Raw genomic sequence first — 25,183 nt, forward strand, 5'->3', positions numbered from 1 at the left:
CGGCCCCATGACCGACACACTGATCACGTCCACCACAGGCCCGGGCACCACAGGCCCGGGCACCACAGGCCCGGGGCTGCTCCCCGGCAAGGTCGCCCTCGTCACCGGAGCCGGCCGGGGCATCGGCGCCGCCGCGGCCCGGCTGTTCGCCCGGGAAGGGGCCCGGGTGCTCCTCGCGTCCCGTACCCGGGCCCAGCTGGCGGCGGTGACCGAGGAGATCCGGCAGGCGGGCGGCACCGCCGAGTACGTGCTGTGCGACCTGGCCGATCCCGCGAGCATCCGCGCGGCCGTCGACCGGGCCGTGGAGGTGTACGGCCGGCTCGACGTCGCCTTCAACAACGCGGCGACCGCCCAGCCGCCCGGCCCGATGGACCAACTGACGGAGGCCGACTTCGACCGGGTGTGCGCGGTCGACTTCAAGGGGCCGTGGCTGGCCATGACCGCCGAGATCGCCGCCATCCGGGCCACCGCCGGGACCGGGGCGATCGTCAACACCTCCAGCGTCGGCAGCCTGATGGGCAACCCGTGGCTGCCCGCCTACGGTGCCGCGAAGCGCGCGGTCAACAGCCTCACCGCCTCGGCCGCCGTCACGTACGGCCCGGAGGGCATCCGGGTCAACGCCATCGCGCCCGGCACCACGCTCACCGAGATGGTCCACGTGTGGGAGGCGGACTCTCCCGGCATCATCGAACAGCTCAACTCCCAGACACCGCTGGGCCGGGCCGCCGACCCGAACGAGATAGCCGAGGCCGCCGCCTGGCTGCTCAGCGACCGCGCCTCCTACGTCACCGGCACCGTCCTGCGCGTCGACGGCGGCATGCGGTCCTGAGCCGGACGGGACGTCAGAAGGCGGGAGGTCGGAGCAGGGCACTGAACAGCGGGCGGAGGGTGTGATTCCGGCCGCATCGGGGAGCGGCACGGTTGCGGACACCTGTGCGCAGGAGAGACATACGTACGATTCGGTGGTTCGGCTTTCTCTCCGTCAGGACGGCTCCGCGTGTCTGTTCCCCGTGTGTATCAAGTGGCCCTGCCCGCCCTCTGCGTGACGGCGGTGCTGGCCCTGACCGGCTGCGATGTCGAGACCCTGCCTCCCAAGGGAGGAAGCGGCAGCGAACGTACCGTCAGCGGCTTCGGGGCGAGCCCGCTGGAGAACCCGGACGGTACGAAGCCGGGCCTCGCGCCGCTCACCTCCGAGGCGGACCGGGCGGCCGGGCGGAAGGTCATCGAGCAGGTGACGACCAAGAGGCGCGGGACGAGGAACGGGTACGCCCGGGAGAAGTTCGGCTACGCCTGGAAGGACTCGATCGACGGGATACCGCTCGCCCGCAACGGCTGCGACACCCGCAACGACCTCCTCGCCCGGGACGGCAAGAAGGTCGAGCTCCGGTCGGGTTCCGACTGCGTGGTCGTGTCGATGACCCTCAAGGACCCGTACACCGGCTCGACCATCGAGTGGAGCAAGGAGCGACCCACCAGGATCCAGATCGACCACGTGATGCCGCTCTCGTACGACTGGCAGATGGGCGCCTCGCGTTGGGGCGACGCCAAGCGCCAGCAGATCGCCAACGACCCGCTCAACCTCATCCCGGTCGACGGGCCGGCCAACAACGCCAAGCGCGACTACGGCCCCGGTTCCTGGCTGCCGCCGTACGAGCCGATCCGCTGCTCCTACGCGGTGCGGTTCGCGCAGGTGGCCCTCAAGTACGGGCTGCCGGTCACCACGGCCGACAAGACGGCGATGCTGGAGCAGTGCGGCGGCTGAGCCGGGCGGGCGCGGGCCGGGCGGGCCGTCCGGCCGGTCGGGCCCACGAGTCGCGGCGGGCGGCCCCTTCGCGGGGCCGGTCCGCCGCGGGCGTCAGAGCTTCAGGTCCCACTGCGTGGCGTCGTACGTGAAGCCGGGGTTGACCTCGACGTTCAACTCCTTGGCGTCCACCGGGGCGTCGAAGGCGAACTGGACCGTGACCTTCTTGCCGGGCAGGATCGTGCCGTCGAAGCCCGCGCCCACCTTGTCGTCGAAGATCTGCTCGGCCTCCACGCCGTCCTTGCCGGCCCGCGCCGTGACGTTGACCAGCGTGGAGTCGAACTTCTCCTTGCCGGCGTTCTCGATGACGACGGCGATCCGGTACGCCTTCTTGCCCTTGGTGTGCCCGACGGCGTAGCTGCCCGGGGCGTAGGAGGTGGCGTCGCCGACCGTGACCGTCAGGTCGTCGTCGTACACGGCCGAGTCACCGGCCTCCAGGGGCTTGGAAGCGTCCTTGTCCTCTCCCTCCCCCTTCTCGGCGTCGTCCTTCTTGCCGTCGCCCTTCGCGCCCGTGTCGCCGCCGGGCTTCGGCTTCGCGGAGGCCGTGGTGTCCGACACCGCCTTGTCGAGGTCCTTCACGGCGTCGTTGACCACCATGAACGTGATCACCGCGCCCACCACCGCGAGCACCAGGGAGACCCCGCCGAGCGCCGCGCCGAAGGTGGTCACCCCCTTGTTCGTGGCCTCGCCGCGCTTCACCCGGCCCCGCCCCGCCAGCCCCAGGATCAGGGCGACGAGGCCCAGCAGGCCGGCCAGCCAGAACAGGAACGGGATCAGGCCGGAGACAGCGCCGATGATCCCCAGGACGAGCGCGGTGACCCCCAGTCCGTTGCGTGCCGGGTGCGTCCCCGGCGCCTGGGCGGGTGCGTACGGCTGCTGGGGCTGCGGCTGCGGGGACTGCGGCGGCTGCGTGGACTGGGACATGGCTGTGCCTCCGGCAAAAGAGCGGAAATGAGCGGAAACGGATGGCGGGCGGCACGTGCGGCGCTCTCGCGCATCGCTCGTGCAGCGATGGGTCAATAACAACAGAGACTGTGAACCGAGTCAACATGGTTCACGGAGGATGGGGTGGTGCACGCTGTGAATCGATAGCGTGTGAACCGGGTCGGTATGCTCGCCGACAAGCCACGACCGGGGCGCGCGCCAGGACCAGGGAGACAGCCAGTGCCGGAGAAGAAGACGGAGAAGGCGGAGAAGACCGGGAAGACGGAGAAGGCGACGGACGCGGGCACGGGCGCGGGCGTGGCCGAGGTGACCGCGGCCGGGATCGCCCGGCTCGCGGGTGTCGGGCGCGCCGCCGTCAGCAACTGGCGCCGCCGGCACGCCGACTTCCCCAAACCCGTCGGCGGCACCGAGACGAGCCCGGCGTTCTCCCTCGCCGAGGTCGAGCAGTGGCTCCGTGACCAGGGAAAACTCGCCGAGGTCCCGCTGCGCGAACGGGTCTGGCAGCAGCTCGCCGGCCACCCGGCCGGAGCCGTCCCCGCCCTGGTCCACACCGGCTGCGCCCTGCTGTTCCTGCGGGCCAACCCCCGCGCCTGGCGGGAGTGCGCCGCCGTCCCGGACGAGCGGATGGCCGGGGTGCTCGCCCTCGCCCTCGACAAGCTGCTCGCCGAGCGGTTCGGCCCGGCGGCGGACCCCGGCAGGGCGGTGCACACCCCCGGTTGCGCCGAACTGCTCCCGTCCGTCCCGCTGCTCCGCGCCGCCGCCGAACTCGCCGGGGGCACCGGCGTTCCGGAGACCTTCGAGTTCCTGCTCGGCCGCCAACTGGACGCCAACCCGCGCCAGTACACGCTCACCCCGCCCGGACTCGCCGAGCTGATGGCCGCCCTGGCCGGAGCGCGGGGCGGGGAGGCAGCACGTACCGTCCTCGACCCGGCCGCGGGCACCGGTGCCCTGCTGCGGGCCGTCGACGGCCCGGCCGCCCTGTACGCGCAGGAGGCCGACCCCGACCTCGCCGCGCTCACCGCCCTCCGGCTCGCCCTCCACGCGGAGGAGGCCCGCACCCGCACCGTCGCCGCGCGGACCGGCGACACCCTGCGCGCCGACGCCTTCCCGCAGCTCGCCGCCGACGTCGTCCTCTGCCACCCGCCGTTCAACGAACGCAACTGGGGCCACGACGAACTCGCCTACGACCCGCGCTGGGAGTACGGCTTCCCGGCCCGTACCGAATCCGAACTGGCCTGGGTCCAGCATGCCCTGGCCCGGCTCCGCCCGGGGGGCGCCGCCGTCCTCCTGATGCCCCCGGCCGCCGCCTCGCGCCGCTCCGGCCGCCGGATCCGCGCCGACCTGCTCCGCCGCGGCGCGCTCCGCGCGGTCGTCGCGCTCCCGGCCGGGGCCGCACCCCCGTACGGCATCCCGCTCCACCTCTGGGTGCTGCGCAAGCCCGACGGCGGCCCGCACCCCTCGCCCGAACTGCTCGTTGTCGACACCGCCGAACCCGCCGAACCGGCCACGACGGGCCCCGCGCCCACCGCCGCGGCCGGCGGGCGCGACCGGCTCGACTGGCCTGCGGTGCACGGCGCCGTGCTCGACGCCTGGCGGGCCTTCGCGGGGGAGGGCGCGGGCGGCGGGGCCCCGGCCGCGGACCGCCCCGGCGTCAGCCGCGCCGTCCCCGTCATCGAACTCCTCGACGACGACGTGGACCTCGCCCCCGCCCGCCACCTGCCACCCGCCGGTGCGGGCGGCCCGGCCGAACTGACCCGCGTACGGGAACGGCTCACCGAGACGCTCGGCCTCACCACCGCCCTCACCCCACCCCCCGCCGCCCTCCACGCCCCCGCCCACTGGCCGCTCACCACCGTCGGCGAACTCGCCCGCGCCGGGGCCCTCCAGCTCCGTACCGGCGGCTCCGGCACCGGCACCGCCCCCGTCCTCACCGAACACGACGTCCTCGGGGCCACCGCCCCCTCGGGCAGCCTCCCCACGGACGGCCCCCCCGAGGAGCCGGTGTTCGTCGAGGCGGGCGACGTCGTCGTCCCCGTACTCGGCGGCGGCGCCGCCACCCGGGTCGTCGACGAGGCCACCGCGGGCGCCGCGCTCGGCCGCAACCTCCAACTCCTGCGCCCCGACCCGGCCGCCCTGGACCCCTGGTTCCTGGCCGGATTCCTGCGCTCCACCGCCAACAACCGCCAGGCCAGCAGCTACGCCTCCACCGCCACCCGGCTGGACGCCCGCCGCCTCCAACTGCCCCGGCTGCCGCTCGCCGAGCAACAGCGGTACGGGCGGCGGTTCCGCGCCCTGGCGGAGTTCGAGGACGCCCTCCGGCTGACCGGCCGGCTCGGCGGACAGCTCGTCCAGGGCATGTACGACGGGCTGACCGACGGAACGGTCACACCGGACTGACGACGGACACCACGCGGCCAACGACGCGGGTGCGACGGACAGGGCGGTAGCGACGCGACGCGGCCACGGGTGAGGCGGAACACAGCCGACCCGTACAACCCCGGGCCGGTTGTCGTGGTCGCCCTTTACGCTCGGTTCCGTACACGCGGAGCGTGCACACGGAACTCACCGACCAGGTACTCCAGGAGCAGCCATGTACGCCCCGGTCCCACCGCCGACGCCGACGCCGCCGCGCCGGGTTCCCGGCCGGGCCTGGATCGTCTCCATGCGCGTGCTCTTCCCCCTGCTGACGGTGGGCTCGATCGGGCTGCTGCTGTGGACCCCGCTGCTCCGCCTCGCGATCGTGCGCCGCCGGGCCGTCGACTGGTGGCTGACCGGGGCCGGGTTCGTCTTCGTCTGCGTGCTCCTGCCGATCCTCGGCCGGGACGGCAGTGAGGAGCCGACCGGCATCGACAACGTGCTCATCCCCCTGCTCCTGCTCGTGATGGCCGGTTCGATCGCGTACTACCTGGTCGGGGACATCCGCCATTACGACCGGCTGACCAAGACACAGCACCCCGCGCCCGGATACGCCTACGTGCAGACGGTCCCGGTGCTCCCCGCGTCCGCCCCTGCTCCCGCCCCGGCCGCCTTCCCGCCGCCGCAGCAGCACATGCCGCAGCCGCCTCAGCAGCCGTACCAGCAACAGCCGTACCAACAGCAGCCCCAGCCCCAGCCGCACCAACAGCAGCCCCAGCCGCAGCAACAGCCCCAGCCCCAACGCATCGAGCAGGTCCGCGCCGAGCTCGACGAGCTGAGCGACTACCTCCGCAAGGCGGAGGGCAGATGAGCGGCCGGATCATCGGCGGCCGTTACGAGCTGGCCACCGTCCTCGGCCAGGGCGGCATGGGCCAGGTCTGGACCGCCTACGACCAGCGCCTGGACCGTCGCGTGGCGGTGAAACTGCTCCGCCCCGACCGGGTCGCCGGCGTCGACAGCGGGGCCGCCGAGGACCTGCGCCGCCGCTTCGTCCGCGAGTGCCGGGTCACCGCCCGGGTCGACCACCCCGGCCTCGTCACCGTCCACGACGCGGGCAGCGACGGCGACGACCTCTACCTCGTCATGCAGCACGTCGAGGGTGCCGACCTCGCCGACCACCTCGCCGAGCACGACCCGTACCCCTGGCAGTGGTCCGTCGCGGTCGCCGCCCAGCTCTGCTCCGTCCTGTGCGCCGTGCACGCCGTGCCGATCGTCCACCGCGACCTCAAGCCCCGCAACGTGATGGTCCGCCCGGACGGCACCCTCACCGTCCTCGACCTGGGCGTCGCCTCCGTCATGGACAACGACACCACCCGCCTCACCCACACCGGCTCACCCATCGGCTCCCCGGCGTACATGGCCCCCGAGCAGGCGATGGGCGGCGCCGTCGGCCCGTACACCGACCTCTACGCCCTCGGCGTGCTCCTGCACGAACTGCTCAGCGGGGACGTGCCGTTCGGCGGGGCCACCGCCCTCGGCGTCCTCCACCGCCACCTCTACGAACCGCCCGTCCCGGTCCGCCGGATCAGACCCGACATCCCCGAACCGCTCGAAGCGCTGGTGCTGCGGCTCCTCGCCAAGGACCCCCAGCACCGCCCGTCCGGCGCCCAGGAGGTGTACGAACACCTCGCCCCGCTGCTCCCCGCCCCGGGCACCGCACCCGCCGCCGGGCCGCTCGACCCGACCCGCCCCTTCCTGCGCCCGCACGCCCCCTGGCCCGACCGCGCCACCCGCGTACCCCCGCAGCCGCAGGCCCCGCCCGCCCCCGCCGCCGCAGCCGCCCGGCCCGATGTGGCCGCCGCCGTCGACGACGTGAAGAAACTGCTCGGCGAGGGCCGGATCACCCAGGCGGTGGACATCCTCGGCTCGATCCTCCCGGCCGCCGCCGAACAGCACGGAGAGAACTCCACCGTCGTCCGCATCCTGCGCAAGCAGTACGCGGCGACGCTGATGGACGACGGGCAGTACCGCCGCGCCCTGCCCGAGCTGCGCCGGCTCGCCGACGACCGGGCGGCCGAGGCGGGCCCGGCCGACCCCCAGGCACTCCATTTCCGCCACGACGCCGCCCAGTGCCTGGAGCAGCTCGGTGAACCGGCCGCCGCGCTCGCCGAGTACCGCGCGATCCTGCCGTACTACGACGAGCCCGCCCGGGGCGGCGACCCGGCCCGCTGGTTCGAGATCCGCAACCGCGTCGCCCACCTGCTGCTCGCCCTCGGCGACCACGTCACCGCCCGCGTCCAGCTCCAGGCCCTGCTCTACGACGCCGAGCGCGCCTACGGCCCCCAGCACCCGCTCCCGGCGGAGCTGCGCCGCCGCCTCGACCGCCAGGCCGAGGTCCACGGCGGCTGACCGGCCGGACTCAGTCGATCTCCTTGACCACCCGGGCGGGCACTCCCGCGACCATCGTGCCGGCGGGGACATCACGCGTGACCACCGCACCGGCGGCGACCACCGCACCGGCGCCGATGGTCACCCCCTGCGTGATCACGGCGGACGTCCCGATCCAGACGTCGTCCTCGATGACGATCGGGGCGAAGGAAAGGTACTGACGGCGCTCGGCCAGGGGCAGCGGATGGCCTCCGGTGATGAGGCTGACCTTCGGGGCGATCATGACGCCGCTGCCGATGCGGATGCTTCCCTTGTCCATGAAGGTGCATCCCTGGTTGACGAAGACGTTCTCCCCGAACGTCGTGTCCAGCCCGTACTCGGTGAAGAACGGCGGGTAGATCACCACCGACTCCGGCAGTGGGCCGCCGAACACAACGGACAGTAGTTCCGTGCGCCCTTCGCTGTCGCTGAAGGGAAGCACGTTCAGCCGGGACGTCGCATCGGTCACCTCCGCGATCCGCTCCGCGAAACGCGCGAACTCAGGCGTCTGGACATGCATGACCTGCTCTGTGCGAGTAGACATGCGCTGATCCCACCACTGTGCGGACATCCGATCAAACAACCCGGAATCACACTGGAAACAACCAGAAGTTGTGGAGGGGGGTGGCGGCATGGGTATGGAGAGAGACACTGATGGCCGCGCTGACCGAGTCGGCCTCGCCGGCCACCCTCGTCGGCGGCCGGGTCCGGTACCCGTGGCCCCGGACCCACGACCCGCGGCGCACCCCGAATCGGCAACCCGCTTCAGGACCGCCGCCGGTACGCCGACACCAGGCCCCCCGCGATCAGGAGGGCCAGCGCCGCCGCGCCGGCCAGGGCGCCCGCCCGCAGGCCCGGGGGGCGGAAGGCGCACTCCACCGCCGTGCCGTCGGCCGGGGCCGGGGTGGCGACCAGGCCCAGGTGGCTGTCGGCGGGGCGGCCCTGGCAGCGCCAGCCCGCGATCCGGGGGGCGGCGAGCACCACCGTTCCCGTGGTGCCGGGCGGGAGTTCGGCCCGTACGCCGTCGGCGGTGATGTGGACGGCGGTCGCGCCGGTGGCCCGCAGCCCGTCGACGGCCGAGGCCAGCCGGGCCCGGTCCAGGCAGCCGACCGCCCGGTGCGGCACGGTCCCGGGGCGCACCGGGGCCAGCGCGATCCGTACGTGCCCGTCCGGGCCGACCCGGCCCAGGTGCTGCATCGCGGCCCGCCGGGCCGGCAGCTGGCCCTTGAACTCGACGTCCCGGCCGCCGCCGAGCCGGGCCCGGCCGAACAGGTCGGGCGTCCACAGATACGCCTCGGAGTCCGCCGGGCAGGCGGCGGTCAGCGTGTACGCGCCGCGCCGCACCCGGTAGTCGTGCGCGCCCCGGTCCGTCACCGCGGCCGTACCCGCCGACGCCGCGCGCAGCACCGTGGGCGGGACCGTGTAGACCCGTGAGCCCAGCAGCAGTTCCTGGTTCCGGAACGCCGAGCGCCCGTACGCCACCGGGCCGCCCGCCCCGGACGGACGCACCGTCACCAGCGGCGGGGCCGCCGCCCGCCCCGCCGTCACCGGCCGGTCGGCCGGGGCGCCCAGGCCCGTGTGACCGGCGCCCTGATGCGGGTCGCGCGGACCGCGTACCCGGGCGCCGACGGAGAAGACCGCGTCCGTGACCGGGTTGTCCAGGCTCTGCACCGCCCGCCCGTTCGACGTCCACCCGCCGCCGAGCGCCCGCATCGTGCGGGTCAGCACGTCCGGCGTGTGGCTGCTGTAGTAGGCGCCGCCCTCCCCGCCCACCAGCAGCGGGTCGTTCGCGGTGGTCTGCTCCCGGCCCGGGTCCGTCCGGAAGCGCGGCCAGTCGTCGGCGCCCTCGACCACGGCCCGCTGGGTGCTCTGCCGCTCGCCCCAGGGCGCGTAGTCGTCGAGCCGGTTCAGCCGCTGCCGGTCGAAGTACGCGGTGGCCGCCGCGGCCTGCCCGGCCTGGGCGCCGATCAGCAGCACGGCCGCCAGCGCCGCGTACCGCCCGCCCCGCCCCACCAGCAGCAGGGCGAGGACCGCCGCCCCCAGGCCGAGCGCGAACAGCGGATACGTCCACCCCGAGACCAGCCCGCTGAACCCCGCCCCGGCCGCGAGCAGCACCAGCACCGCCGCCCCGCCGGCCAGCGCCCGCCGCCCCGGCGGGCCGTACGAGACGGAGATCCACGCGGCCGTCACCACCAGCCCGGCCAGCACGAAGGTCTGCCGGTACGGGCTGCCGTTGGGCGTGGCGAAGGCGTGCCAGAGCAGATGGGTGGGCTCCCACTGCATCGACAGCGCGACCCCGGCCACCAGCCCCGCCCACGCCCACCGCTCCCGCCCCGGCACCGACCGCTGGAAGGCCAGCGCACCGGCCAGCAGCAGGGTGCCCGTGCCGAGGTAGAGGGCCGGGGTGAAGAAGCTGTACGTGGCGGGCAGCAGCCGGGCCAGCACATCGGTCCAGGAGGCGGGCGCGAACGGGCGGTCCCAGCCCGGGTAGGCGTGCTTGGTGCCCAGGTAGACGGGGAGCAGGACCGGGGCCGACAGCCCGATCCCCACCCCGACCGTGCGCACCGCCCGCCCCAGCGCCCGGGCCACCGCCCGCCGGTCGTCCCGCTCGGTGAAGAGCCGGACCGCCAGCACCAGCGCCGCGCCGAGCGTCGCCATGTACGCCGTGTAGAAGTTGGCCACCCACGCCAGCGCGACCAGCAGCGGCGCGGCGACCCGGTGCCGCCCGGTCCGGGCCCACTCGGCGGCCAGGCAGAGCAGCGGCAGCGCGACCAGCCCGTCCAGCCACATCGGGTTGTACGCCGCCTCCGCGACCGACCAGCCGCACAGCGCGTACGAACCGCCCAGCACCCCGGCGACCCACCAGCGCCCGCCGCGCAGCGTCAGCAGGAACACCGCCATCAGCGCCGCCGCCGACGCCATCTTCAGGACCGTCACCGCATAGACCGCGAGATCGATCCGGTCCCTCGGGAAGACCCCGACGAGCAGGGCGAACGGGCTGCCCAGATACGTACCGAGATCCGGCAGGAAGCTCGTCCCGAACCCCGACGACCAGTTGAGCAGCAGCCCCCCGTCGGCCCGCCCGTGCAGCAGGTCCCAGAGCCGGGCGTGGAACGGGACGAACTGGTTGCCCAGGTCGTTGACGCTCCGCGTGTACGGGCCGAACGGGAAGCTCCGCGACACGGCGTCGCCCGCGCAGACCGCGACGACGGTGAGCAGCGCGGCGAGCGCGCCCGCGCGCGGGCGGGCGCGGTCCACCAGCGGCGGGGCGGCGGCGGACGCGGTGGGGGCGGAAGCGGGCCGGGACGTGGACAAGGGCACGGGCATGGGCAGAAATATGTCAGCCTCGAACACGCAAATCCCTTGTGCCACGCACCAGTTCACGCAATGGACGTGCGCCGGTCATGTGCTGCATCGGATGCCGACACCTGGCCCGGTTGATGTACGTCTGTGCTGATCTCTCTGGTGGTGCCCTGCTACAACGAGGAAGAGATCCTCGAACGCTTCCACGACCGCGTCACGGACGAAATGGCCGGGCTCGGACACGAGTTCCAGCTGGTCTTCGTGGACGACGGCAGCGCCGACCGGACGCTGATGATCCTCCAGGAGCTGGCCGCCGCCGACCCCCGCGTGCGCTACGTCTCCTTCAGCCGCAACTTCGGCAAGGAGGCCGCGATGCTGGCCGGTCTCCAGCATGCCGAGGGCGACGCCGTCGTCATCATGGACGCCGACCTCCAGCACCCGCCCGAACTGGTCGGCCGGATGCTGGAGGAGTACGAGCAGGGCCACGACCAGGTGATCGCCCGCCGGACCCGCAAGGGCGACCGGGTCACCCGCACCGTCACCGCCCGCGCCTACTACTGGCTGATCAACCGCCTGGTCGACGTGGAACTCGTCGACGGCGTCGGCGACTTCCGGCTGCTGTCCCGCCGCACCGTCGACGCCGTGCTGCGGCTCACCGAGTACAACCGGTTCTCCAAGGGCCTCTTCGCCTGGGTCGGCTTCCGCACGAAGACCTTCGGCTACGAGAACGCCGTACGGGAGCAGGGCAGCTCCGCCTGGACCTTCGGCAAGCTCCTCAACTACGGCCTCGACGGGCTGCTGTCCTTCAACAACAAGCCGCTGCGCGCCGCGCTCTACCTGGGGATGCTGCTGCTGTCGGTGGCCCTCGCGTACGCGGCGTGGATCGTCGGCGTCGCCCTGGTGCGGGGCGTGGACACCCCCGGCTACGTCACCACGCTCGTCGTGGTCATCGCGCTCGCCGGTGTCCAGATGGTGATGCTCGGGGTGGTCGGGGAGTACGTCGGCCGCATCTACTACGAGGTGAAGCAGCGCCCGCACTACCTGGTCAAGGCCACGAACACGGAGACCCCGTCGGCCGTCCGCGAGGCCCGGGAGTCCGTACGCCGATGACGGTCACCGCCCAGCTGGCCCGGTTCGCCCTGGTGGGGGTCGTGAACACGGGCACGTACTACGGCTGCTACCTCGTACTGCTGACCCGGCTGCCGTACATCGCCGCCCATGTGCTCGCCTTCGCGCTGAGCATGACCGGCTCCTTCTTCCTGAACTGCCGGTTCACCTACCGGACCCGCCCCACCTGGCGGAAGTTCCTGCTCTTCCCGCTGACCAACGCCGCCAACTTCGCCATCACCACGGGCGGCGTCTACCTGCTGGTCGACGTCGCCGGCCTCGGCAGCCGGTACGCGCCGCTGATCGCCGCCGCGGCGGCCGTCCCGATCACCTTCCTCGTCTCCCGGACGATCATGCTGCGCCCCGACGCGCCACCGGCGGTGGAGCGCGAACACGTCGGCTGAGACGGACGGCGGGGACCGGGATCCGATGTGGCAAAGTGTCGCGATGCATTGACACGTCGTGCTGCATTTCGGTCGAACCGGCCGATCCGGCCGATCCGACCCAGAGGTGTTGTGATGAACAAGAGAAGAAGCCGGGCGCTGGTGGCTGCCGTCACGCCGATGCTGGCCCCCGGGGAGCAGGTGATGTCGACCTCGCTGGTGAACCTGAGCGAGGTCTCGGTCAAGAAGAACATCGCGATGGGGATCGCCGCGGCGGTGCTCAGCGGGGGGACGATGGTGGCTGCGGCGGCCCCGCAGCCCATCTACCTCGCGACCACGGGGGAGCGGCTGTTCCTGTTCGTCGCCAACCCGACCTTCGCGAAGCCGGACCGGCACCTGGCCACGTACCTCCTCGCGGACCTCAAGCGGACCGAGGTCAAGCGCGGCCTGCTGAAGCACTCGTTCGTCATGATCGACGAGTCCGCGCAGAGCGCCCTGCGCATCTTCTTCCAGCGGTTCGGCCCCGGCGGCCTGGACGTGGTGGCCGGGCAGATCCCGCAGGCCACGGCGTAGGGACCGCGCGGCCCGGACCGGCGGCCCCCGGCCCCGCGACCCGCGGCCGCGGGCCGCCGGGGGCCGTCGACAGCCGTCGAGGCGGCCGGCCGATCCGCGTCGCCGACGCCCCACATCCCCAACTCCTTCCGAATCGTTGGTCGAATCAGTGGCCCCAGCCACGTCCACTGCCTAACATCGATCACCGCAAGGTCTTGTGCACTGATGCACAAAGTCTCCCCGGGAGGTTCCTTTGCACCGCCGCCGTCGCACCGCGCTCACCGTCTCCGCCGCCCTGCTCGTCGGCGTACCCGCCCTCGCCGCCTGCGGCGGCGAGACCCATCCGGGGGCCGCGGCCGTCGTCGGCGGGGAGCGGATCGAGGTCTCCGCGCTCCAGGGCCAGGTGGCCGCCGTGCGCGCGGCGCAGAACGAGACGAAGGACGCCACCCAGCTCGTCGACAAGTCCGGGCAGCTCGGCCGGGCCAAGCTGCACAGCATGATCTTCGACCGGGTCCTGGACCGGGCCGCCGCGGACGCGGGCGTGACCGTCGAACGGACCGAGATCCAGCAGATGCGCAAGGTCGCCGAGGCCCAGACCGGCGGGGCGACGGGGCTGCGCACGATGATGCTCCAGCAGAGCTGGGTCGCCCCCGACCAGATCGACACCGTGCTGCGCGAGCAGGTCCAGCTCACGAAGCTGGCCGCCGCCCTCGGCGTCGACCTCCAGCAGCCCGCCGGCCAGCAGGCCGTGAGCGAGGCGCTCGGCAAGGCGTCGAAGGCGCTCCGGGTCGACGTCAACCCGCGCTACGGCACCTGGGACAGCAAGCAGGCCCAGCTCGCCACCTACCGGGCCCCCTGGATCACCCAGGTCACCAAGCCGGCCGGAGCCGGGGCCTGACCTGCGGCGGAACGGGCGGCGGCGACAGAGGTAGATTCGAACGGTGAACGCTGAAGACCCCGGCCGCATCGTCCTGCTCACCGCCAGCCACCGCGTCGCCCCCGGACTGCTGTCCTGGCCCGCCTGGCAGGCCCTGCACGGCGCCGACCGGGTCCTCTGCGCCGACCCCGACCACCCGCAGCTTCCGTACCTGCGCGAGGCGGGCGTCACCGTCGAGCACGCCGCGCCCACCGCGCCGGAGCTGGTCGACGCCTGCGCGGGCGGCCGGAGCGTCGTCGTCCTCGCGGGCGGCGAGGGCGATCCCGCGCTCACCGACGGGCTGGCCCGGCTCGCCGGATCGGGACGGACGCGGATGCCGGACCTGGAGCTGCTGCCCGGCTCGTACGACCTGCCCGGCGCCCGGCTCCTCGACCTGGTCCAGATCATGGACCGGATCAGGGTCGCGTGCCCGTGGACCTCGCGGAAGACCCACGAGGGCCTCGCCAAGTACGCGATCGAGGAGGCGTACGAGCTGGTCGAGGCGATCGAGGACGGCGACCGGGACGAGCTCCGGGAGGAGCTGGGCGACGTCCTCCTCCAGGTCGTCTTCCACGCCAGGATCGCCGAGGAGGGCCGCCCCGGGGACGGCGCGGAGCCGTTCTCCATCGACGACGTGGCCGCCGGGCTCATCGAGAAACTGATCCACCGCCACCCGCACGTCTTCGGCGACGAGACCGCCGAGACCCCCGAGGACGTCCACGCCCACTGGCTGCGCACCAAGGCGGAGGAGAAGCGGCGCGACTCGGTCACCGACGGCGTCCCGGTCGGCCAGCCCGGCCTGGCGCTCGCGGCCAAGCTGGCGAGCCGGGTCCGCACCGCCGGTCTCGACGTGCCGCTCCCCGCCGGCGAGGGCATCGGCTACGAGCTCCTCGCCCTCGCCGTCCGGGCCGAACGGGACGGTGCCGACCCCGAGGCCGCCCTCCGCGCCGCGGGCCGCGCCTACCGGGACGCCATCAGGGCGGCGGAGGGCCACGGCGAGGACCGAAAGGCAGCGGATAACGTCGAAGGGTGAACCACAGCCCCGCCGACGACCACCCCGCCACGCCCTCCACGGACGACCCGTCCGCCACGCTCCCCGCGGACCCGCCCGCCGAGCCCGCCACGTGCCCGGCGGCCGCCGGGGCGCCCGCACTCTTCACCTGGGAGTTCGCCACCGACCCGTACCCGGCGTACGCCTGGCTGCGCGAGCACAGCCCCGTACACCGCACCGAGCTGCCCAGCGGCGTCGAGGCATGGCTGGTGACCCGGTACGAGGACGCCCGGCAGGCCCTCGCCGACTCCCGGCTCTCCAAGAACCCGGCCCACCACGCCGAACCCGCGCACGCCAAGGGGAAGACCGGCATCCCCGGTGAGCGGAAGGCGGAGCTGATGACGCATCTGCTGAACATCGACCCGCCCGACCACACCCGGCTGCGCCGCCTCGTCTCCAAGGCGTTCACCCCGCGCCGGGTAGCCGAGTTCGCCCCGCGCGTCCAGGAGCTGACGGACCGGCTCATCGACCGCTTCGCCGAGAGCGGCGAGGCCGACCTCATCCACGACCTGGCCTTCCCGCTCCCCATCTACGCCATCTGCGACCTGCTCGGCGTACCGCCCGAGGACCAGGACGACTTCCGGGACTGGGCGGGCATGATGATCCGCCACGGCGGCGGCCCGCGCGGCGGGGTCGCCCGGTCGGTGAAGAAGATGCGCGGCTACCTCGCCGAACTCATCCACCGCAAGCGCGAGGAGCCCGGCGACGACCTGATCTCGGGGCTGATCCGGGCCAGCGACCACGGCGAGCACCTCACCGAGAACGAAGCCGCCGCCATGGCCTTCATCCTGCTCTTCGCCGGCTTCGAGACCACGGTCAATCTGATCGGAAACGGGGTGTATGCCCTGCTTCGCAACCCCGGGGAACGCGAACGGCTGCAACGCTCCCTCGACGCGGGGGAGGAGGAGCTGCTGGAGACCGGCATCGAGGAGCTGCTCCGCTACGACGGCCCGGTGGAGCTGGCCACCTGGCGGTTCGCCACCGAACCGCTGACGCTCGGCGGGGAGTCCATCGAGGCCGGGGACCCGGTGCTCGTGGTCCTCGCGGCCGCCGACCGCGACCCGGACCGCTTCCCGGACCCCGACACCCTCGATCTCGCCCGACGTGACAATCAGCACCTCGGATACGGGCACGGCATCCACTACTGCCTCGGCGCACCGCTCGCCCGGCTGGAGGGACGGACCGCGCTCGCCACCCTGCTGAACCGTCTCCCGGACCTGCGACTCGCGGTGGAACCTACCGATTTGCGGTGGCGTGGCGGGCTCATCATGCGCGGACTCCGCACGCTCCCGGTCCAGTTCACACCGGAACGCACCGCACCTGCAGCTGACGCAACGTCAACTCTGTGACTTTCGCGTGATCCGCGCTGCATCGACTTGTGACGCGCGTTCGAGTGCGGCTAGGTTCACCGTTCGACCTAGTCAGACGTCAGTCACACGGAAGGCAATTCCATGGGATCCGCGAACGGCAGGCACCGTCGCCCCCGGCAGGCACCGGCCATCGTCGTCGCAGCGGGCGTGACCGGATCGGCCATCGCCATTCCGCTGCTCGGCGCGTCGGGCGCGTCCGCGGCCGACGCCACGACCTGGGACCGGGTGGCCGAGTGCGAGAGCGGCGGCGCGTGGAGCGCCGACTTCGGCAACGGCTCCTACGGCGGCCTCCAGATCTCGCCGGAGGTCTGGAAGGCGTACGGCGGCGAGACCTACGCGGACCGCGCCGACCTCGCCAGCCGGGCGCAGCAGATCGCGGTGGCCGAGAAGGTCCTGGCGGACCAGGGGCCGAAGGCGTGGCCGAGCTGCGCCGTCATCTCCGGCCTGGCGACGGACGCCTCGCTGCCCGGCGTCGACCCCGGCACCACTCCCTCCGGGGACGAGCAGGACGACGCGTCGGACATCGTCACGCCGCCCCACACCGCCTGGGAGGGCGCGGACGCGGTGGACGGCTCCGACGGCTCGGCGGACAGCCCGTCCGGCGACTCCGGCAAGCGCAAGGGCGAGTCGAACGGGAAGCCGTCGAAGACGCCGTCCGCGGAGACCTCGCCCTCGGCCACCCCGTCCGGTTCCACCGGCGCGCCGTCGAAGCCCGCGCAGGACGGCTCCGCCTCGCCCGAGTCCTCCAGCGGCACGAACGGCCGCCACCGAGGCGCCCCGGCCGCCGACGAGAGCCGTGGCACGGACGGCGGCCACCGCGAGTCCGGCCGGCACGCCTCGCGCGGCGGCGACGCGCGCGACACGGCCGGGCAGACCGCCGACGGCACGTACGCCGTCCGGTCAGGGGACAACCTCTGGACGATTGCTGATGCACAGAAGGTCCCCGGCGGCTGGCCCGCGCTCTACGAGGCGAACAAGGACGTCATCGGCTCCGACCCGGACCTCATCCTCCCCGGTCAGAGCCTCGAACTCGGCGTGAAGGCCGAGTAGGGGCGACCGGTCGGCGGTCCGGAAACCGCCTAAAAATGCCTCAGAAACCGGGGCAGTTTAGGGGCCTATGTCCACTTATGCGTAAGTGAGACATGGGTCTCTTTGCGTCTTCCGGCGTGTCGCGATCCGGAGGCTCGCTCACCCCGCTCCCACCTGCGGAAACGGCAATTCTTCAGATGCAAGTACGGGCTGATTGTCTGATGTGTCCATCTTTGAATGTAGGGCTTGCGTATGTTTACGGTCGGAATCGCTCGCACCGCGGGCCCCGTCGACCGTCACGCCGAATCCTGCCGTCGGTCGAAGGGAAAACAGACGCGTACAGCGCCGTAGGCAGGAGCGGGGGACCCAGGTAAGCCGCCGGGTCCGGACGTCGGGACGACGTATCGGATCAGGCTTGGGGTGAAGTCGCGTGCTAGGACGTGCGACCGGGCAACTCACTCGGCCCGAACCCGACAGCTCACCTCGTAGGCGTCGGTGAGGAGAAGTTCCATGCTGCTTTCCAGCAAGGGCAAGCACCGCCGCCCGTCCAAGGCCGTCCGCATCGTCACGCTCGCCGGTGTCGCGGGTGCCGCCGTCGCCGTGCCGCTGATGGGCGCCACCAACGCCTCCGCCGCCTCCGTCGCCACCTGGGACGCCGTCGCCCAGTGCGAGTCCGGTGGCAACTGGTCCATCAACACCGGCAACGGCTACTACGGCGGCCTGCAGTTCTCGCAGTCGAGCTGGGCCGCCGCCGGCGGTACCCAGTACGCCCCGCGCGCCGACCTGGCCACCAAGGCCCAGCAGATCGCCACCGCCGAGCGCCTCCTCGCCCTCCAGGGCCCGGGTGCCTGGGCCTGCGCCGGTGCCGGCAACCTGACCAACGACGGTGTCGACCCGGGCGTCGACACCGGTTCGTCCTCGAACTCCTCCGCCAACTCGACCGCCGGCTCCGGCGCCTCCGAGCAGCAGAGCACCGCCCCGAAGAAGCAGGCGCAGCCGAAGCCGGCCGAGCGCACCGAGGCCCCCGCCGCCTCCCGTTCGGACCGTGGCCAGGCCCCGAGCGCCGAGTCGAAGAAGACCGTCACCACCCCGACCGGCGAGAAGGTCAAGAAGGGTGACGGCGAGTACAAGGTCGTCGAGGGTGACTCGCTGAGCGCGATCGCCGCCGAGCACGGCGTCAAGGGCGGCTGGCAGCGGCTGTTCGAGCTGAACAAGGACATCGTCGAGGACGCCGACCTGATCTACCCGGGTCAGCAGCTGCACCTGACGAAGTAGCACGGGACCCCGCGGCGCGGGCTCTCTCCTCCAGACCGCCCCGGTCCGGCGCGCATCCCCCCCCGTGCGCACCGGACCGGGGCGACGCCGTCCCCCACCCGCTCCGCCGTCTTCGCCGCTCCCTGCGCTCGGGGGAGCGGGGATGCGTTCAACTGTTGTAGTTACCGACCGGTAAATTTTGGCCGGTATGCCCGGCAATGAGGTCTCTCGGGTCGTTTTTCGTCCCAGGGGTCGGGCGGTCGTGGGGGCGGGCGGGCCGGGCCGGTTAGGCTCTTGTCGCAAGGCCAAAGCGACCCTGCACCAACAGCGTCATATCCCAGAAGGAGATGCCACGTGCCGTCCATCGACGTCGTCGTAGCCCGGGAAATCCTCGACTCCCGCGGAAACCCCACGGTCGAGGTCGAGGTCGGCCTCGACGACGGCAGCACGGGCCGTGCTGCCGTTCCGTCCGGCGCCTCCACCGGTCAGTTCGAGGCCATCGAGCTCCGTGACGGCGACCCCAACCGCTACCAGGGCAAGGGCGTCGAGAAGGCCGTCCTCGCCGTGATCGAGCAGATCGGCCCGGAGCTCGTCGGCTACGACGCCACCGAGCAGCGCCTGATCGACCAGGCGATGTTCGACCTGGACGCCACGGAGAACAAGGGCTCGCTCGGCGCCAACGCCATCCTCGGCGTCTCGCTGGCCGTCGCCCACGCCGCCTCCGAGGCATCCGACCTGCCGCTCTTCCGCTACCTGGGCGGCCCGAACGCGCACCTGCTGCCCGTTCCGATGATGAACATCCTGAACGGCGGCTCGCACGCCGACTCCAACGTGGACATCCAGGAGTTCATGATCGCCCCGATCGGCGCGGAGTCCTTCTCCGAGGCCCTGCGCTGGGGCGCCGAGGTCTACCACACGCTGAAGAAGGTCCTGAAGACCAAGGGCCTGTCCACCGGCCTCGGCGACGAGGGCGGCTTCGCGCCGAACCTGGAGTCCAACCGCGCCGCCCTCGACCTCATCGTCGAGGCCATCAAGGAGGCCGGTTACGTCCCGGGCAAGGACATCGCGCTCGCGCTCGACGTCGCCGCGTCCGAGTTCTACAAGGACGGCACGTACGAGTTCGAGGGCAAGTCCCGCTCGGCCGCCGAGATGACCGAGTACTACGAGGAGCTCGTCTCCGCGTACCCGCTGGTCTCCATCGAGGACCCGCTGTTCGAGGACGACTGGGCCGGCTGGAAGGTCATCACCGACAGGCTCGGCGCCAAGGTGCAGATCGTCGGCGACGACCTCTTCGTCACCAACCCGGAGCGCCTGGCCCGCGGCATCGAGGAGGGCTCCGCCAACGCCCTGCTCGTCAAGGTCAACCAGATCGGTTCGCTGACCGAGACCCTGGACGCCGTCGAGCTGGCCCAGCGCAACGGCTTCAAGTGCATGATGTCGCACCGCTCCGGCGAGACCGAGGACGTCACCATCGCCGACCTCGCCGTCGCCGTGAACTGCGGCCAGATCAAGACCGGCGCCCCGGCCCGCTCGGACCGCGTCGCCAAGTACAACCAGCTGCTGCGCATCGAGGAGATCCTCGACGACGCGGCGGTGTACGCCGGCCGCTCCGCCTTCCCCCGGTTCCGCTCCGCGGACCAGTAGGCACAGCCGCTCCGCGGACCAGTAGGCACAGCCGCTCCGCGGACCAGTAGGCACCTGTAGGCACAGCCGCCCCGCGGAGCAGCGGAAACGCCTCTCGCGGAGCAGTGCGCGCCGCGAACGGCCCCGGCCTCCGTCCGTCCCCGCACTCGGTCCCGTACCGTGTGCGGGGACGGACGTGCGTAATGGGGAGGCGGAGAGATGGCCGCGAAGGACCGGGACCGGTTCTCCACCGCGACCCGGCTGCGACTGCTCGGCGAGCAGACCGCCGCCCGCGTCTACCGTTCGCAGAACCGCCGTCAGGCCCGCCGCTCGCGGCTCACCGGCCGGGCGGCCTTCCTGGCGCTCGTCGTCTGCTCCCTGGTGGTCGTGCTCGCGTATCCGATGCGCAGTTACGTCTCCCAGCAGGACGAGATCGCCGACCAGCGGCGCCTCGCGCAGAAGGCCAAGGAACGCACCGAGGAGCTGCGCGACGAGAAGGCGCGGCTCCAGGACGACGCCTACATCAGGCGGCTGGCCCGTACGCATCTGCATTACCTTCTTCCGGGGGAGACCGGCTACACGATCGTCGACCCCGACGCGGTCAAGGAACGCCAGGGCCGGGCGGACGGCTCCGGCCGGCCCTGGCACTCCAACCTGTGGGACGGCGTCGACAGCGCCGACCGCGGCTGACCTTCCCGCCGCCCGTCCCCGTAGTACCGCATTTCGAGCAGACCCGATCAGAACCAAGGCAGGCATGGAAACCCCTCCTCCCCAGACCGAGTCCACCGCCCCCACCGAGGCGGACATCGCCGCGTTCCAGCAGCAGCTGGGCCGCCCGCCGCGCGGCCTGCGCGCCATCGCGCACCGCTGCCCCTGCGGCAACCCGGACGTGGTCGAGACGCAGCCCCGGCTGGAGGACGGCACCCCGTTCCCGACGACGTACTACCTGACGTGCCCCCGCGCCGCCTCCGCCATCGGCACGCTGGAGGCGAACGGGGTCATGAAGGAGATGACCGAGCGCCTCGCCACCGACCCCGAGCTGGCCGCCGCCTACCGGGCCGCCCACGAGGACTACATCGCCCGGCGCGACGCCATCGAGGTGCTGGAGGGCTTCCCGAGCGCGGGCGGCATGCCGGACCGGGTGAAGTGCCTGCACGTCCTGGTCGGCCACTCGCTGGCCGCCGGGCCGGGTGTGAACCCGCTGGGCGACGAGGCGATCGCGATGCTGCCGGAATGGTGGCGCAAGGGCCCGTGCGTCACGCCCTGCGCCCCGCAGGACGGCGCGCCGGACGAGGGCTGACGGCCCTTCCTCCGCGCCCCCACCCCGCTCCCCGTCCGCCGGAGGGGCCCCGATCTCCCCAGGAGCAGCACCATGACCCGCGTGGCCGCCATCGACTGCGGTACCAACTCCATCCGCCTGCTCGTCGCCGACGCGGACCCGTCCACCGGTGAACTCGTCGAGCTGGACCGGCGGATGGAGATCGTCCGCCTCGGCCAGGACGTCGACCGCACCGGCCGGCTGGCCCCCGAGGCGCTGGAGCGCACGTTCGCGGCCTGCCGCCGGTACGCGGCGGTGATCGAGGAGCACGGGGCGGGCAAGCCTCGGTTCGTCGCCACCTCCGCCTCCCGGGACGCGGAGAACCGGGACGACTTCGTGCGCGGTGTGGTCGACATCCTCGGCGTCGAGCCCGAGGTGATCAGCGGCGACCAGGAGGCCGAGTTCTCCTTCACCGGCGCCACCCGGGAACTCGCGGGCCAGGAGCACCTCCCGACGCCGTACCTGGTGGTCGACATCGGCGGCGGCTCCACCGAGTTCGTCGTCGGCGACGACCGGGTGCGGGCCGCCCGCTCCGTGGACATCGGCTGTGTACGGATGACCGAGCGGCACCTGGTCCGCGACGGCGTCCTGACCGACCCGCCGGCCCCCGACCAGGTCGAGGCGGTCCGGTCCGACATCGGGGCCGCCCTCGACCTCGCGGCACAGAGCGTCCCGCTCACCGGGGCGGCCACCCTGGTCGGCCTGGCCGGCACGGTCACCACGGTCGCCGCCGTCGCCCTGGGCCTGGAGGAGTACGACTCGTCGGCGATCCACCACTCCCGGATCTCCGTCGACCAGGTCGAGGAGATCACCGCCCGGCTGCTCGGCTCGACCCACGCCGAGCGGGCCGCCCTCGGCGCGATGCACCCGGGCCGGGCCGACGTGATCGTCTCCGGCGCGCTCATCCTGCTCGCCGTGATGCGGCGGACCGGGGCCCGCGAGGTCGTGGTCAGCGAGCACGACATCCTCGACGGCATCGCCTGGTCGATCGCGTAACCCCGGACCGACCGCGTCTCAGATGTGGCGATAGACATCGCGCCGGTCGCCGACCTTGACGACGAGCACGACGAGCTCGCCGTCCTCCACCCGGTAGGCGACCCGGTAGGTGCCGACCCGGAGCCGGTAGAGGCCGGAGGGGCCGGCGAGCTTCTTGACGTCGGCGTCCTCGCGGTACGGATCGTCGCCGAGCGCGGTCAGGGCGGTGAGGATGCGCATGGCGGCGGGGCGGTCGATGGCCCGGAGCTGCCGTTGGGCCGCCGTGGTGAACCGGAAGGCGTACTTCACGCCGCGTCTTCACCGCGCTCGGTGAACAGGTCCGCCAACAGCTCGGCCATGGTCACGGTCGGGCCCCCCTCGGCGAGGACCGCTTCCGCCTCCCTGGCCAGCAGCACGTCGGCCGCCTCTTCCAGGGCGTCGAAGTCGGCGATCGGAACCACGGCCGCCACCGGCACGCCATTGCGGGTGATCACCGTGGCCGCGCCCTCCTCGGCGCGGTTGATGTGGTCCGCGAGGTGCGCACGGGCTTCCCGTACTGTCACGATGCTTTCGGTCATGCCAGAAGTGTACGCGCCAACGTGTACACGCGGGGATCCGTCGTGCGGGACGGGACGCCGTTCCGGGGCGGTGTCCGACGGCATCGCCTGGTCGATCGCGTAACCCCGGACCGGCCGGCGGTCCCGCCCCGGCCGTTCCTCCGCCCCTTCGAACACTCCGCTCGGGCGCGCCTTGGCCTGCACCTTTGAGCCCCTGAAGGGGGTGTGGGCGGTGGTTCGAAGGGGGCGGCGCGACAAAGTTCGTGAACTTCTTCACAAGGAATTGGGTCCACGGAAGGGCCGTTCGGCCTCTTGCGGGCCCCGGGAATCACTCTCGGGGGTGCCGCGCCCGCGGAACGGCGTGCTACGGAGCGTCCCCCAAGGGGTCGTCGAGGGGCGTGGTCCACCCGGTGGAAGGGGCCAAGGGCCAGCTCACAGGCGGTCAACAACGTTCGCGCCCGGCCCGTGGTTCCCCTGCGGCGCCATGACCTGGGTCACGTGGGCGGCGCAGTGTAGCAGAGGGGCGGCCATACCTTGTGAAGGGGCGCACTAACCCACCCCCGGAGAGGGGTGGATACTCGATGCCATGAGCACCACGGAGCGTCCCAGGATCCTCGTTGTAGGCGGTGGGTACGTAGGCCTGTACGCAGCTCGACGCATTCTCAAGAAGATGCGCTTCGGCGAGGCGACCGTCACGGTCGTCGACCCGCGTTCGTACATGACCTACCAGCCCTTCCTTCCCGAAGCTGCCGCCGGCAGCATCTCCCCTCGGCATGTCGTCGTCCCGCTGCGGCGCGTCCTGCCGAAGGCCGAGGTGCTCACCGGTCGCGTCACCACCATTGATCAGGACCGCAAGGTCGCCACGGTCGCGCCGCTCGTCGGCGAGGCCTACGAGCTGCCCTTCGACTACCTGGTCATCGCGATGGGCGCGGTCTCCCGTACCTTCCCGATCCCCGGCCTCGCCGAGCAGGGCATCGGCATGAAGGGCATCGAGGAGGCCATCGGCCTGCGCAACCACGTCCTGGAGCAGCTGGACAAGGCCGACTCCACGACCGACGAGGAGGTCCGCCGCAAGGCGTTGACCTTCGTCTTCGTGGGCGGTGGCTTCGCCGGTGCGGAGACCATCGGCGAGGTCGAGGACATGGCCCGCGACGCGGCCAAGTACTACACCAACGTGAAGCGCGAGGACATGCGCTTCATCCTGGTCGACGCCGCCGACAAGATCCTTCCCGAGGTCGGCCCGAAGCTGGGCACCTGGGGCCGTGAGCACCTGGAGTCCCGTGGCGTCGAGGTCTTCCTCTCGACCTCCATGGACTCCTGCGTCGACGGCCACGTCGTCCTGAAGAACGGGCTGGAGGTCGACTCCAACACCATCGTGTGGACGGCCGGCGTGAAGCCGAACCCGGCACTGGCCCGCTTCGGCCTGCCGCTCGGTCCGCGCGGTCACGTGGACACCTCCGAGAAGCTCCAGGTGCAGGGCACCGACTACATCTGGGCCGCGGGCGACAACGCCCAGGTGCCGGACATGATCGGCCGCCGCGCCGGCAACCCGAACGCCTGGTGCCCGCCCAACGCCCAGCACGCGCTGCGGCAGGCCAAGGTCCTCGGCGACAACGTGATCTCCGGCATGCGGGGCTTCCCGCAGAAGGAGTACAGCCACGCCAACAAGGGTGCGGTCGCCGGTCTGGGGCTGCACAAGGGCGTCGCGATGATCGTCATGGGCAAGATGAAGATCAAGCTCAAGGGCCGTCTCGCCTGGTACATGCACCGTGGCTACCACGGTCTGGCGATGCCGACCTGGAACCGCAAGATCCGGATCTTCGCCGACTGGACCCTCGCCATGTTCCTCAAGCGCGAGGTCGTCTCGCTCGGCGCCATGGAGACGCCGCGCGAGGAGTTCTACGAGGCCGCCAAGCCGGCCCCGGCCCCGGCCGCCGCGAAGGCCGAGGGCGAGAAGGCCAAGGCCTCCTAGCCCGCCCGCGGGCCCACTCGCCCGCGCCCCGTCCGAAGGGGCCGTCCGCCATCCGTGGTGCGGACGGCCCCTTCGGCGTATCCGGATGGATGCGGTGTACAGCTTTTTACCGTTCCGTTGCGTGGTAGCGGGACGGATGCCGACCGGTGGAGTGTTGAGGGGTACGGACCTCGCCGAGGCGCACAGGTGTCCGGCGTGGTTGCATGCATGTTCGACCAGGTTTGGGCACATTGGAACCACCATCA

The 25,183-nt window shown here is 72.4% G+C and carries 23 protein-coding genes and 1 riboswitch; of the genes, 18 read left to right on the forward strand and 5 right to left on the reverse strand.

The window, feature by feature from the left end:
* Positions 1–7: 7 nt before the first annotated feature.
* Together ACF08W_RS06255 and ACF08W_RS06260 are read left to right on the forward strand one after the other, a co-directional pair.
* Positions 8–829, forward strand: coding sequence for an SDR family NAD(P)-dependent oxidoreductase (locus ACF08W_RS06255; RefSeq protein WP_392278592.1), 822 nt, complete (start codon positions 8–10; stop codon positions 827–829).
* A gap of 168 nt (positions 830–997) precedes the next feature.
* On the forward strand, positions 998–1,762 hold the full coding sequence (locus ACF08W_RS06260; RefSeq protein WP_392278593.1) for an HNH endonuclease family protein: 765 nt from the start codon (positions 998–1,000) through the stop codon (positions 1,760–1,762).
* 93 nt (positions 1,763–1,855) lie between these two features.
* Here the strand turns inward: ACF08W_RS06260 and ACF08W_RS06265 are convergent, their stop codons facing one another.
* Positions 1,856–2,725, reverse strand: a complete 870-nt coding sequence (locus ACF08W_RS06265) for a DUF4190 domain-containing protein (RefSeq protein ID WP_385206638.1) — start codon at positions 2,723–2,725, stop codon at positions 1,856–1,858.
* Positions 2,726–3,052: 327 nt separating this feature from the next.
* On the opposite strand from ACF08W_RS06265, the gene ACF08W_RS06270 reads away from it, so the two are divergent.
* The 3 genes from ACF08W_RS06270 to ACF08W_RS06280 all read left to right on the forward strand — a co-directional run bounded on the left by ACF08W_RS06270 (position 3,053) and on the right by ACF08W_RS06280 (position 7,510).
* A complete protein-coding gene (locus tag ACF08W_RS06270) occupies positions 3,053–5,143 on the forward strand; it encodes an N-6 DNA methylase (RefSeq protein ID WP_392278651.1) in 2,091 nt (696 codons plus the stop codon).
* A 193-nt stretch (positions 5,144–5,336) separates the two neighbouring features.
* Positions 5,337–5,972 (forward strand): hypothetical protein, encoded by a 636-nt coding sequence (locus ACF08W_RS06275; RefSeq protein WP_392278594.1) that lies wholly within the window; start codon positions 5,337–5,339, stop codon positions 5,970–5,972.
* On the forward strand, positions 5,969–7,510 hold the full coding sequence (locus ACF08W_RS06280) for a protein kinase (protein WP_352276942.1): 1,542 nt from the start codon (positions 5,969–5,971) through the stop codon (positions 7,508–7,510). Before ACF08W_RS06275 ends, ACF08W_RS06280 begins: the two co-directional genes overlap by 4 nt.
* Before the next feature lie 10 nt (positions 7,511–7,520).
* On the opposite strand, the gene ACF08W_RS06285 is transcribed toward ACF08W_RS06280, so the two are convergent.
* Positions 7,521–8,048 carry a DapH/DapD/GlmU-related protein gene (locus ACF08W_RS06285; protein WP_392278652.1) on the reverse strand — a complete coding sequence of 176 codons (528 nt, stop codon included), beginning with the start codon at positions 8,046–8,048 and terminating at the stop codon, positions 7,521–7,523.
* Between the two features lie 245 nt (positions 8,049–8,293).
* Positions 8,294–10,855 (reverse strand): YfhO family protein, encoded by a 2,562-nt coding sequence (locus ACF08W_RS06290; RefSeq protein WP_392278595.1) that lies wholly within the window; start codon positions 10,853–10,855, stop codon positions 8,294–8,296.
* Positions 10,856–10,978: 123 nt separating this feature from the next.
* On the opposite strand from ACF08W_RS06290, the gene ACF08W_RS06295 reads away from it, so the two are divergent.
* The 12 genes from ACF08W_RS06295 (at position 10,979) to ACF08W_RS06350 (ending at position 22,430) form a co-directional block, all read left to right on the forward strand.
* On the forward strand, positions 10,979–11,941 hold the full coding sequence (locus ACF08W_RS06295; RefSeq protein WP_392278596.1) for a glycosyltransferase family 2 protein: 963 nt from the start codon (positions 10,979–10,981) through the stop codon (positions 11,939–11,941).
* Positions 11,938–12,342: a GtrA family protein gene (locus ACF08W_RS06300; RefSeq protein ID WP_385206625.1), complete on the forward strand. Its 405-nt coding sequence runs from the start codon at positions 11,938–11,940 to the stop codon at positions 12,340–12,342. The genes ACF08W_RS06295 and ACF08W_RS06300 overlap by 4 nt, the downstream gene beginning before the upstream one ends.
* Before the next feature lie 114 nt (positions 12,343–12,456).
* A complete protein-coding gene (locus ACF08W_RS06305) occupies positions 12,457–12,894 on the forward strand; it encodes a hypothetical protein (protein ID WP_385206622.1) in 438 nt (145 codons plus the stop codon).
* A gap of 232 nt (positions 12,895–13,126) precedes the next feature.
* Positions 13,127–13,771 carry a SurA N-terminal domain-containing protein gene (locus tag ACF08W_RS06310; RefSeq protein WP_385206619.1) on the forward strand — a complete coding sequence of 215 codons (645 nt, stop codon included), beginning with the start codon at positions 13,127–13,129 and terminating at the stop codon, positions 13,769–13,771.
* A 43-nt stretch (positions 13,772–13,814) separates the two neighbouring features.
* On the forward strand, positions 13,815–14,822 hold the full coding sequence (locus ACF08W_RS06315) for a nucleoside triphosphate pyrophosphohydrolase (RefSeq protein ID WP_392278597.1): 1,008 nt from the start codon (positions 13,815–13,817) through the stop codon (positions 14,820–14,822).
* The gene (locus ACF08W_RS06320) at positions 14,819–16,189 is read left to right on the forward strand and encodes a cytochrome P450 (RefSeq protein WP_392278598.1); all 1,371 of its coding nucleotides are present in this window, start codon (positions 14,819–14,821) and stop codon (positions 16,187–16,189) included. The genes ACF08W_RS06315 and ACF08W_RS06320 overlap by 4 nt, the downstream gene beginning before the upstream one ends.
* 102 nt (positions 16,190–16,291) lie before the next feature.
* On the forward strand, positions 16,292–17,260 hold the full coding sequence (locus tag ACF08W_RS06325; protein ID WP_392278599.1) for a transglycosylase family protein: 969 nt from the start codon (positions 16,292–16,294) through the stop codon (positions 17,258–17,260).
* Positions 17,261–17,572: 312 nt separating this feature from the next.
* A riboswitch (cyclic di-AMP (ydaO/yuaA leader) is annotated at positions 17,573–17,746 on the forward strand.
* A 3-nt stretch (positions 17,747–17,749) separates the two neighbouring features.
* The gene (locus ACF08W_RS06330) at positions 17,750–18,514 is read left to right on the forward strand and encodes a transglycosylase family protein (RefSeq protein WP_352276957.1); all 765 of its coding nucleotides are present in this window, start codon (positions 17,750–17,752) and stop codon (positions 18,512–18,514) included.
* A 333-nt stretch (positions 18,515–18,847) separates the two neighbouring features.
* Positions 18,848–20,137 carry a phosphopyruvate hydratase gene (gene eno / locus ACF08W_RS06335; protein WP_352276958.1) on the forward strand — a complete coding sequence of 430 codons (1,290 nt, stop codon included), beginning with the start codon at positions 18,848–18,850 and terminating at the stop codon, positions 20,135–20,137.
* Positions 20,138–20,335: 198 nt separating this feature from the next.
* Positions 20,336–20,806 (forward strand): septum formation initiator family protein, encoded by a 471-nt coding sequence (locus ACF08W_RS06340; protein WP_392278600.1) that lies wholly within the window; start codon positions 20,336–20,338, stop codon positions 20,804–20,806.
* Positions 20,807–20,870: 64 nt separating this feature from the next.
* Positions 20,871–21,416, forward strand: coding sequence for a DUF501 domain-containing protein (locus ACF08W_RS06345; RefSeq protein WP_352276961.1), 546 nt, complete (start codon positions 20,871–20,873; stop codon positions 21,414–21,416).
* A gap of 72 nt (positions 21,417–21,488) precedes the next feature.
* Entirely contained in the window at positions 21,489–22,430 is a 942-nt protein-coding gene (locus tag ACF08W_RS06350) for an exopolyphosphatase (protein WP_392278601.1), read from the forward strand.
* 18 nt (positions 22,431–22,448) lie between these two features.
* Here ACF08W_RS06350 and ACF08W_RS06355 read toward each other — a convergent pair whose 3' ends face one another.
* Entirely contained in the window at positions 22,449–22,718 is a 270-nt protein-coding gene (locus ACF08W_RS06355; protein ID WP_385206604.1) for a type II toxin-antitoxin system RelE/ParE family toxin, read from the reverse strand.
* The gene (locus tag ACF08W_RS06360) at positions 22,715–22,987 is read right to left on the reverse strand and encodes a type II toxin-antitoxin system Phd/YefM family antitoxin (RefSeq protein WP_385206601.1); all 273 of its coding nucleotides are present in this window, start codon (positions 22,985–22,987) and stop codon (positions 22,715–22,717) included. Before ACF08W_RS06360 ends, ACF08W_RS06355 begins: the two co-directional genes overlap by 4 nt.
* A gap of 565 nt (positions 22,988–23,552) precedes the next feature.
* Between ACF08W_RS06360 and ACF08W_RS06365 the strand changes: the two genes are divergently transcribed.
* Complete coding sequence (locus ACF08W_RS06365) at positions 23,553–24,938, forward strand: NAD(P)/FAD-dependent oxidoreductase (RefSeq protein WP_352276964.1); 1,386 nt, start codon at positions 23,553–23,555, stop codon at positions 24,936–24,938.
* The last annotated feature ends 245 nt before the right edge of the window (positions 24,939–25,183 follow it).

The organism is Streptomyces sp. NPDC015144 (genome assembly GCF_043079735.1).
In the GTDB taxonomy this organism is placed as follows: domain Bacteria; phylum Actinomycetota; class Actinomycetes; order Streptomycetales; family Streptomycetaceae; genus Streptomyces.

Excerpts from the sequence above, each read along its gene's own strand:
- ACF08W_RS06340 (WP_392278600.1), top strand. The coding sequence starts at position 20,336 with ATGGCCGCGAAGGACCGGGACCGGTTCTCCACCGCGACCCGGCTGCGA.
- ACF08W_RS06325 (WP_392278599.1), top strand. The coding sequence starts at position 16,292 with ATGGGATCCGCGAACGGCAGGCACCGTCGCCCCCGGCAGGCACCGGCC.
- ACF08W_RS06290 (WP_392278595.1), bottom strand. The coding sequence starts at position 10,855 with ATGCCCGTGCCCTTGTCCACGTCCCGGCCCGCTTCCGCCCCCACCGCG.
- ACF08W_RS06300 (WP_385206625.1), top strand. The coding sequence starts at position 11,938 with ATGACGGTCACCGCCCAGCTGGCCCGGTTCGCCCTGGTGGGGGTCGTG.
- ACF08W_RS06305 (WP_385206622.1), top strand. The coding sequence starts at position 12,457 with ATGAACAAGAGAAGAAGCCGGGCGCTGGTGGCTGCCGTCACGCCGATG.
- ACF08W_RS06365 (WP_352276964.1), top strand. The coding sequence starts at position 23,553 with ATGAGCACCACGGAGCGTCCCAGGATCCTCGTTGTAGGCGGTGGGTAC.
- ACF08W_RS06360 (WP_385206601.1), bottom strand. The coding sequence starts at position 22,987 with ATGACCGAAAGCATCGTGACAGTACGGGAAGCCCGTGCGCACCTCGCG.
- ACF08W_RS06255 (WP_392278592.1), top strand. The coding sequence starts at position 8 with ATGACCGACACACTGATCACGTCCACCACAGGCCCGGGCACCACAGGC.
- ACF08W_RS06285 (WP_392278652.1), bottom strand. The coding sequence starts at position 8,048 with ATGCATGTCCAGACGCCTGAGTTCGCGCGTTTCGCGGAGCGGATCGCG.
- ACF08W_RS06275 (WP_392278594.1), top strand. The coding sequence starts at position 5,337 with ATGTACGCCCCGGTCCCACCGCCGACGCCGACGCCGCCGCGCCGGGTT.
- ACF08W_RS06350 (WP_392278601.1), top strand. The coding sequence starts at position 21,489 with ATGACCCGCGTGGCCGCCATCGACTGCGGTACCAACTCCATCCGCCTG.
- ACF08W_RS06330 (WP_352276957.1), top strand. The coding sequence starts at position 17,750 with ATGCTGCTTTCCAGCAAGGGCAAGCACCGCCGCCCGTCCAAGGCCGTC.
- ACF08W_RS06265 (WP_385206638.1), bottom strand. The coding sequence starts at position 2,725 with ATGTCCCAGTCCACGCAGCCGCCGCAGTCCCCGCAGCCGCAGCCCCAG.
- ACF08W_RS06345 (WP_352276961.1), top strand. The coding sequence starts at position 20,871 with ATGGAAACCCCTCCTCCCCAGACCGAGTCCACCGCCCCCACCGAGGCG.
- ACF08W_RS06280 (WP_352276942.1), top strand. The coding sequence starts at position 5,969 with ATGAGCGGCCGGATCATCGGCGGCCGTTACGAGCTGGCCACCGTCCTC.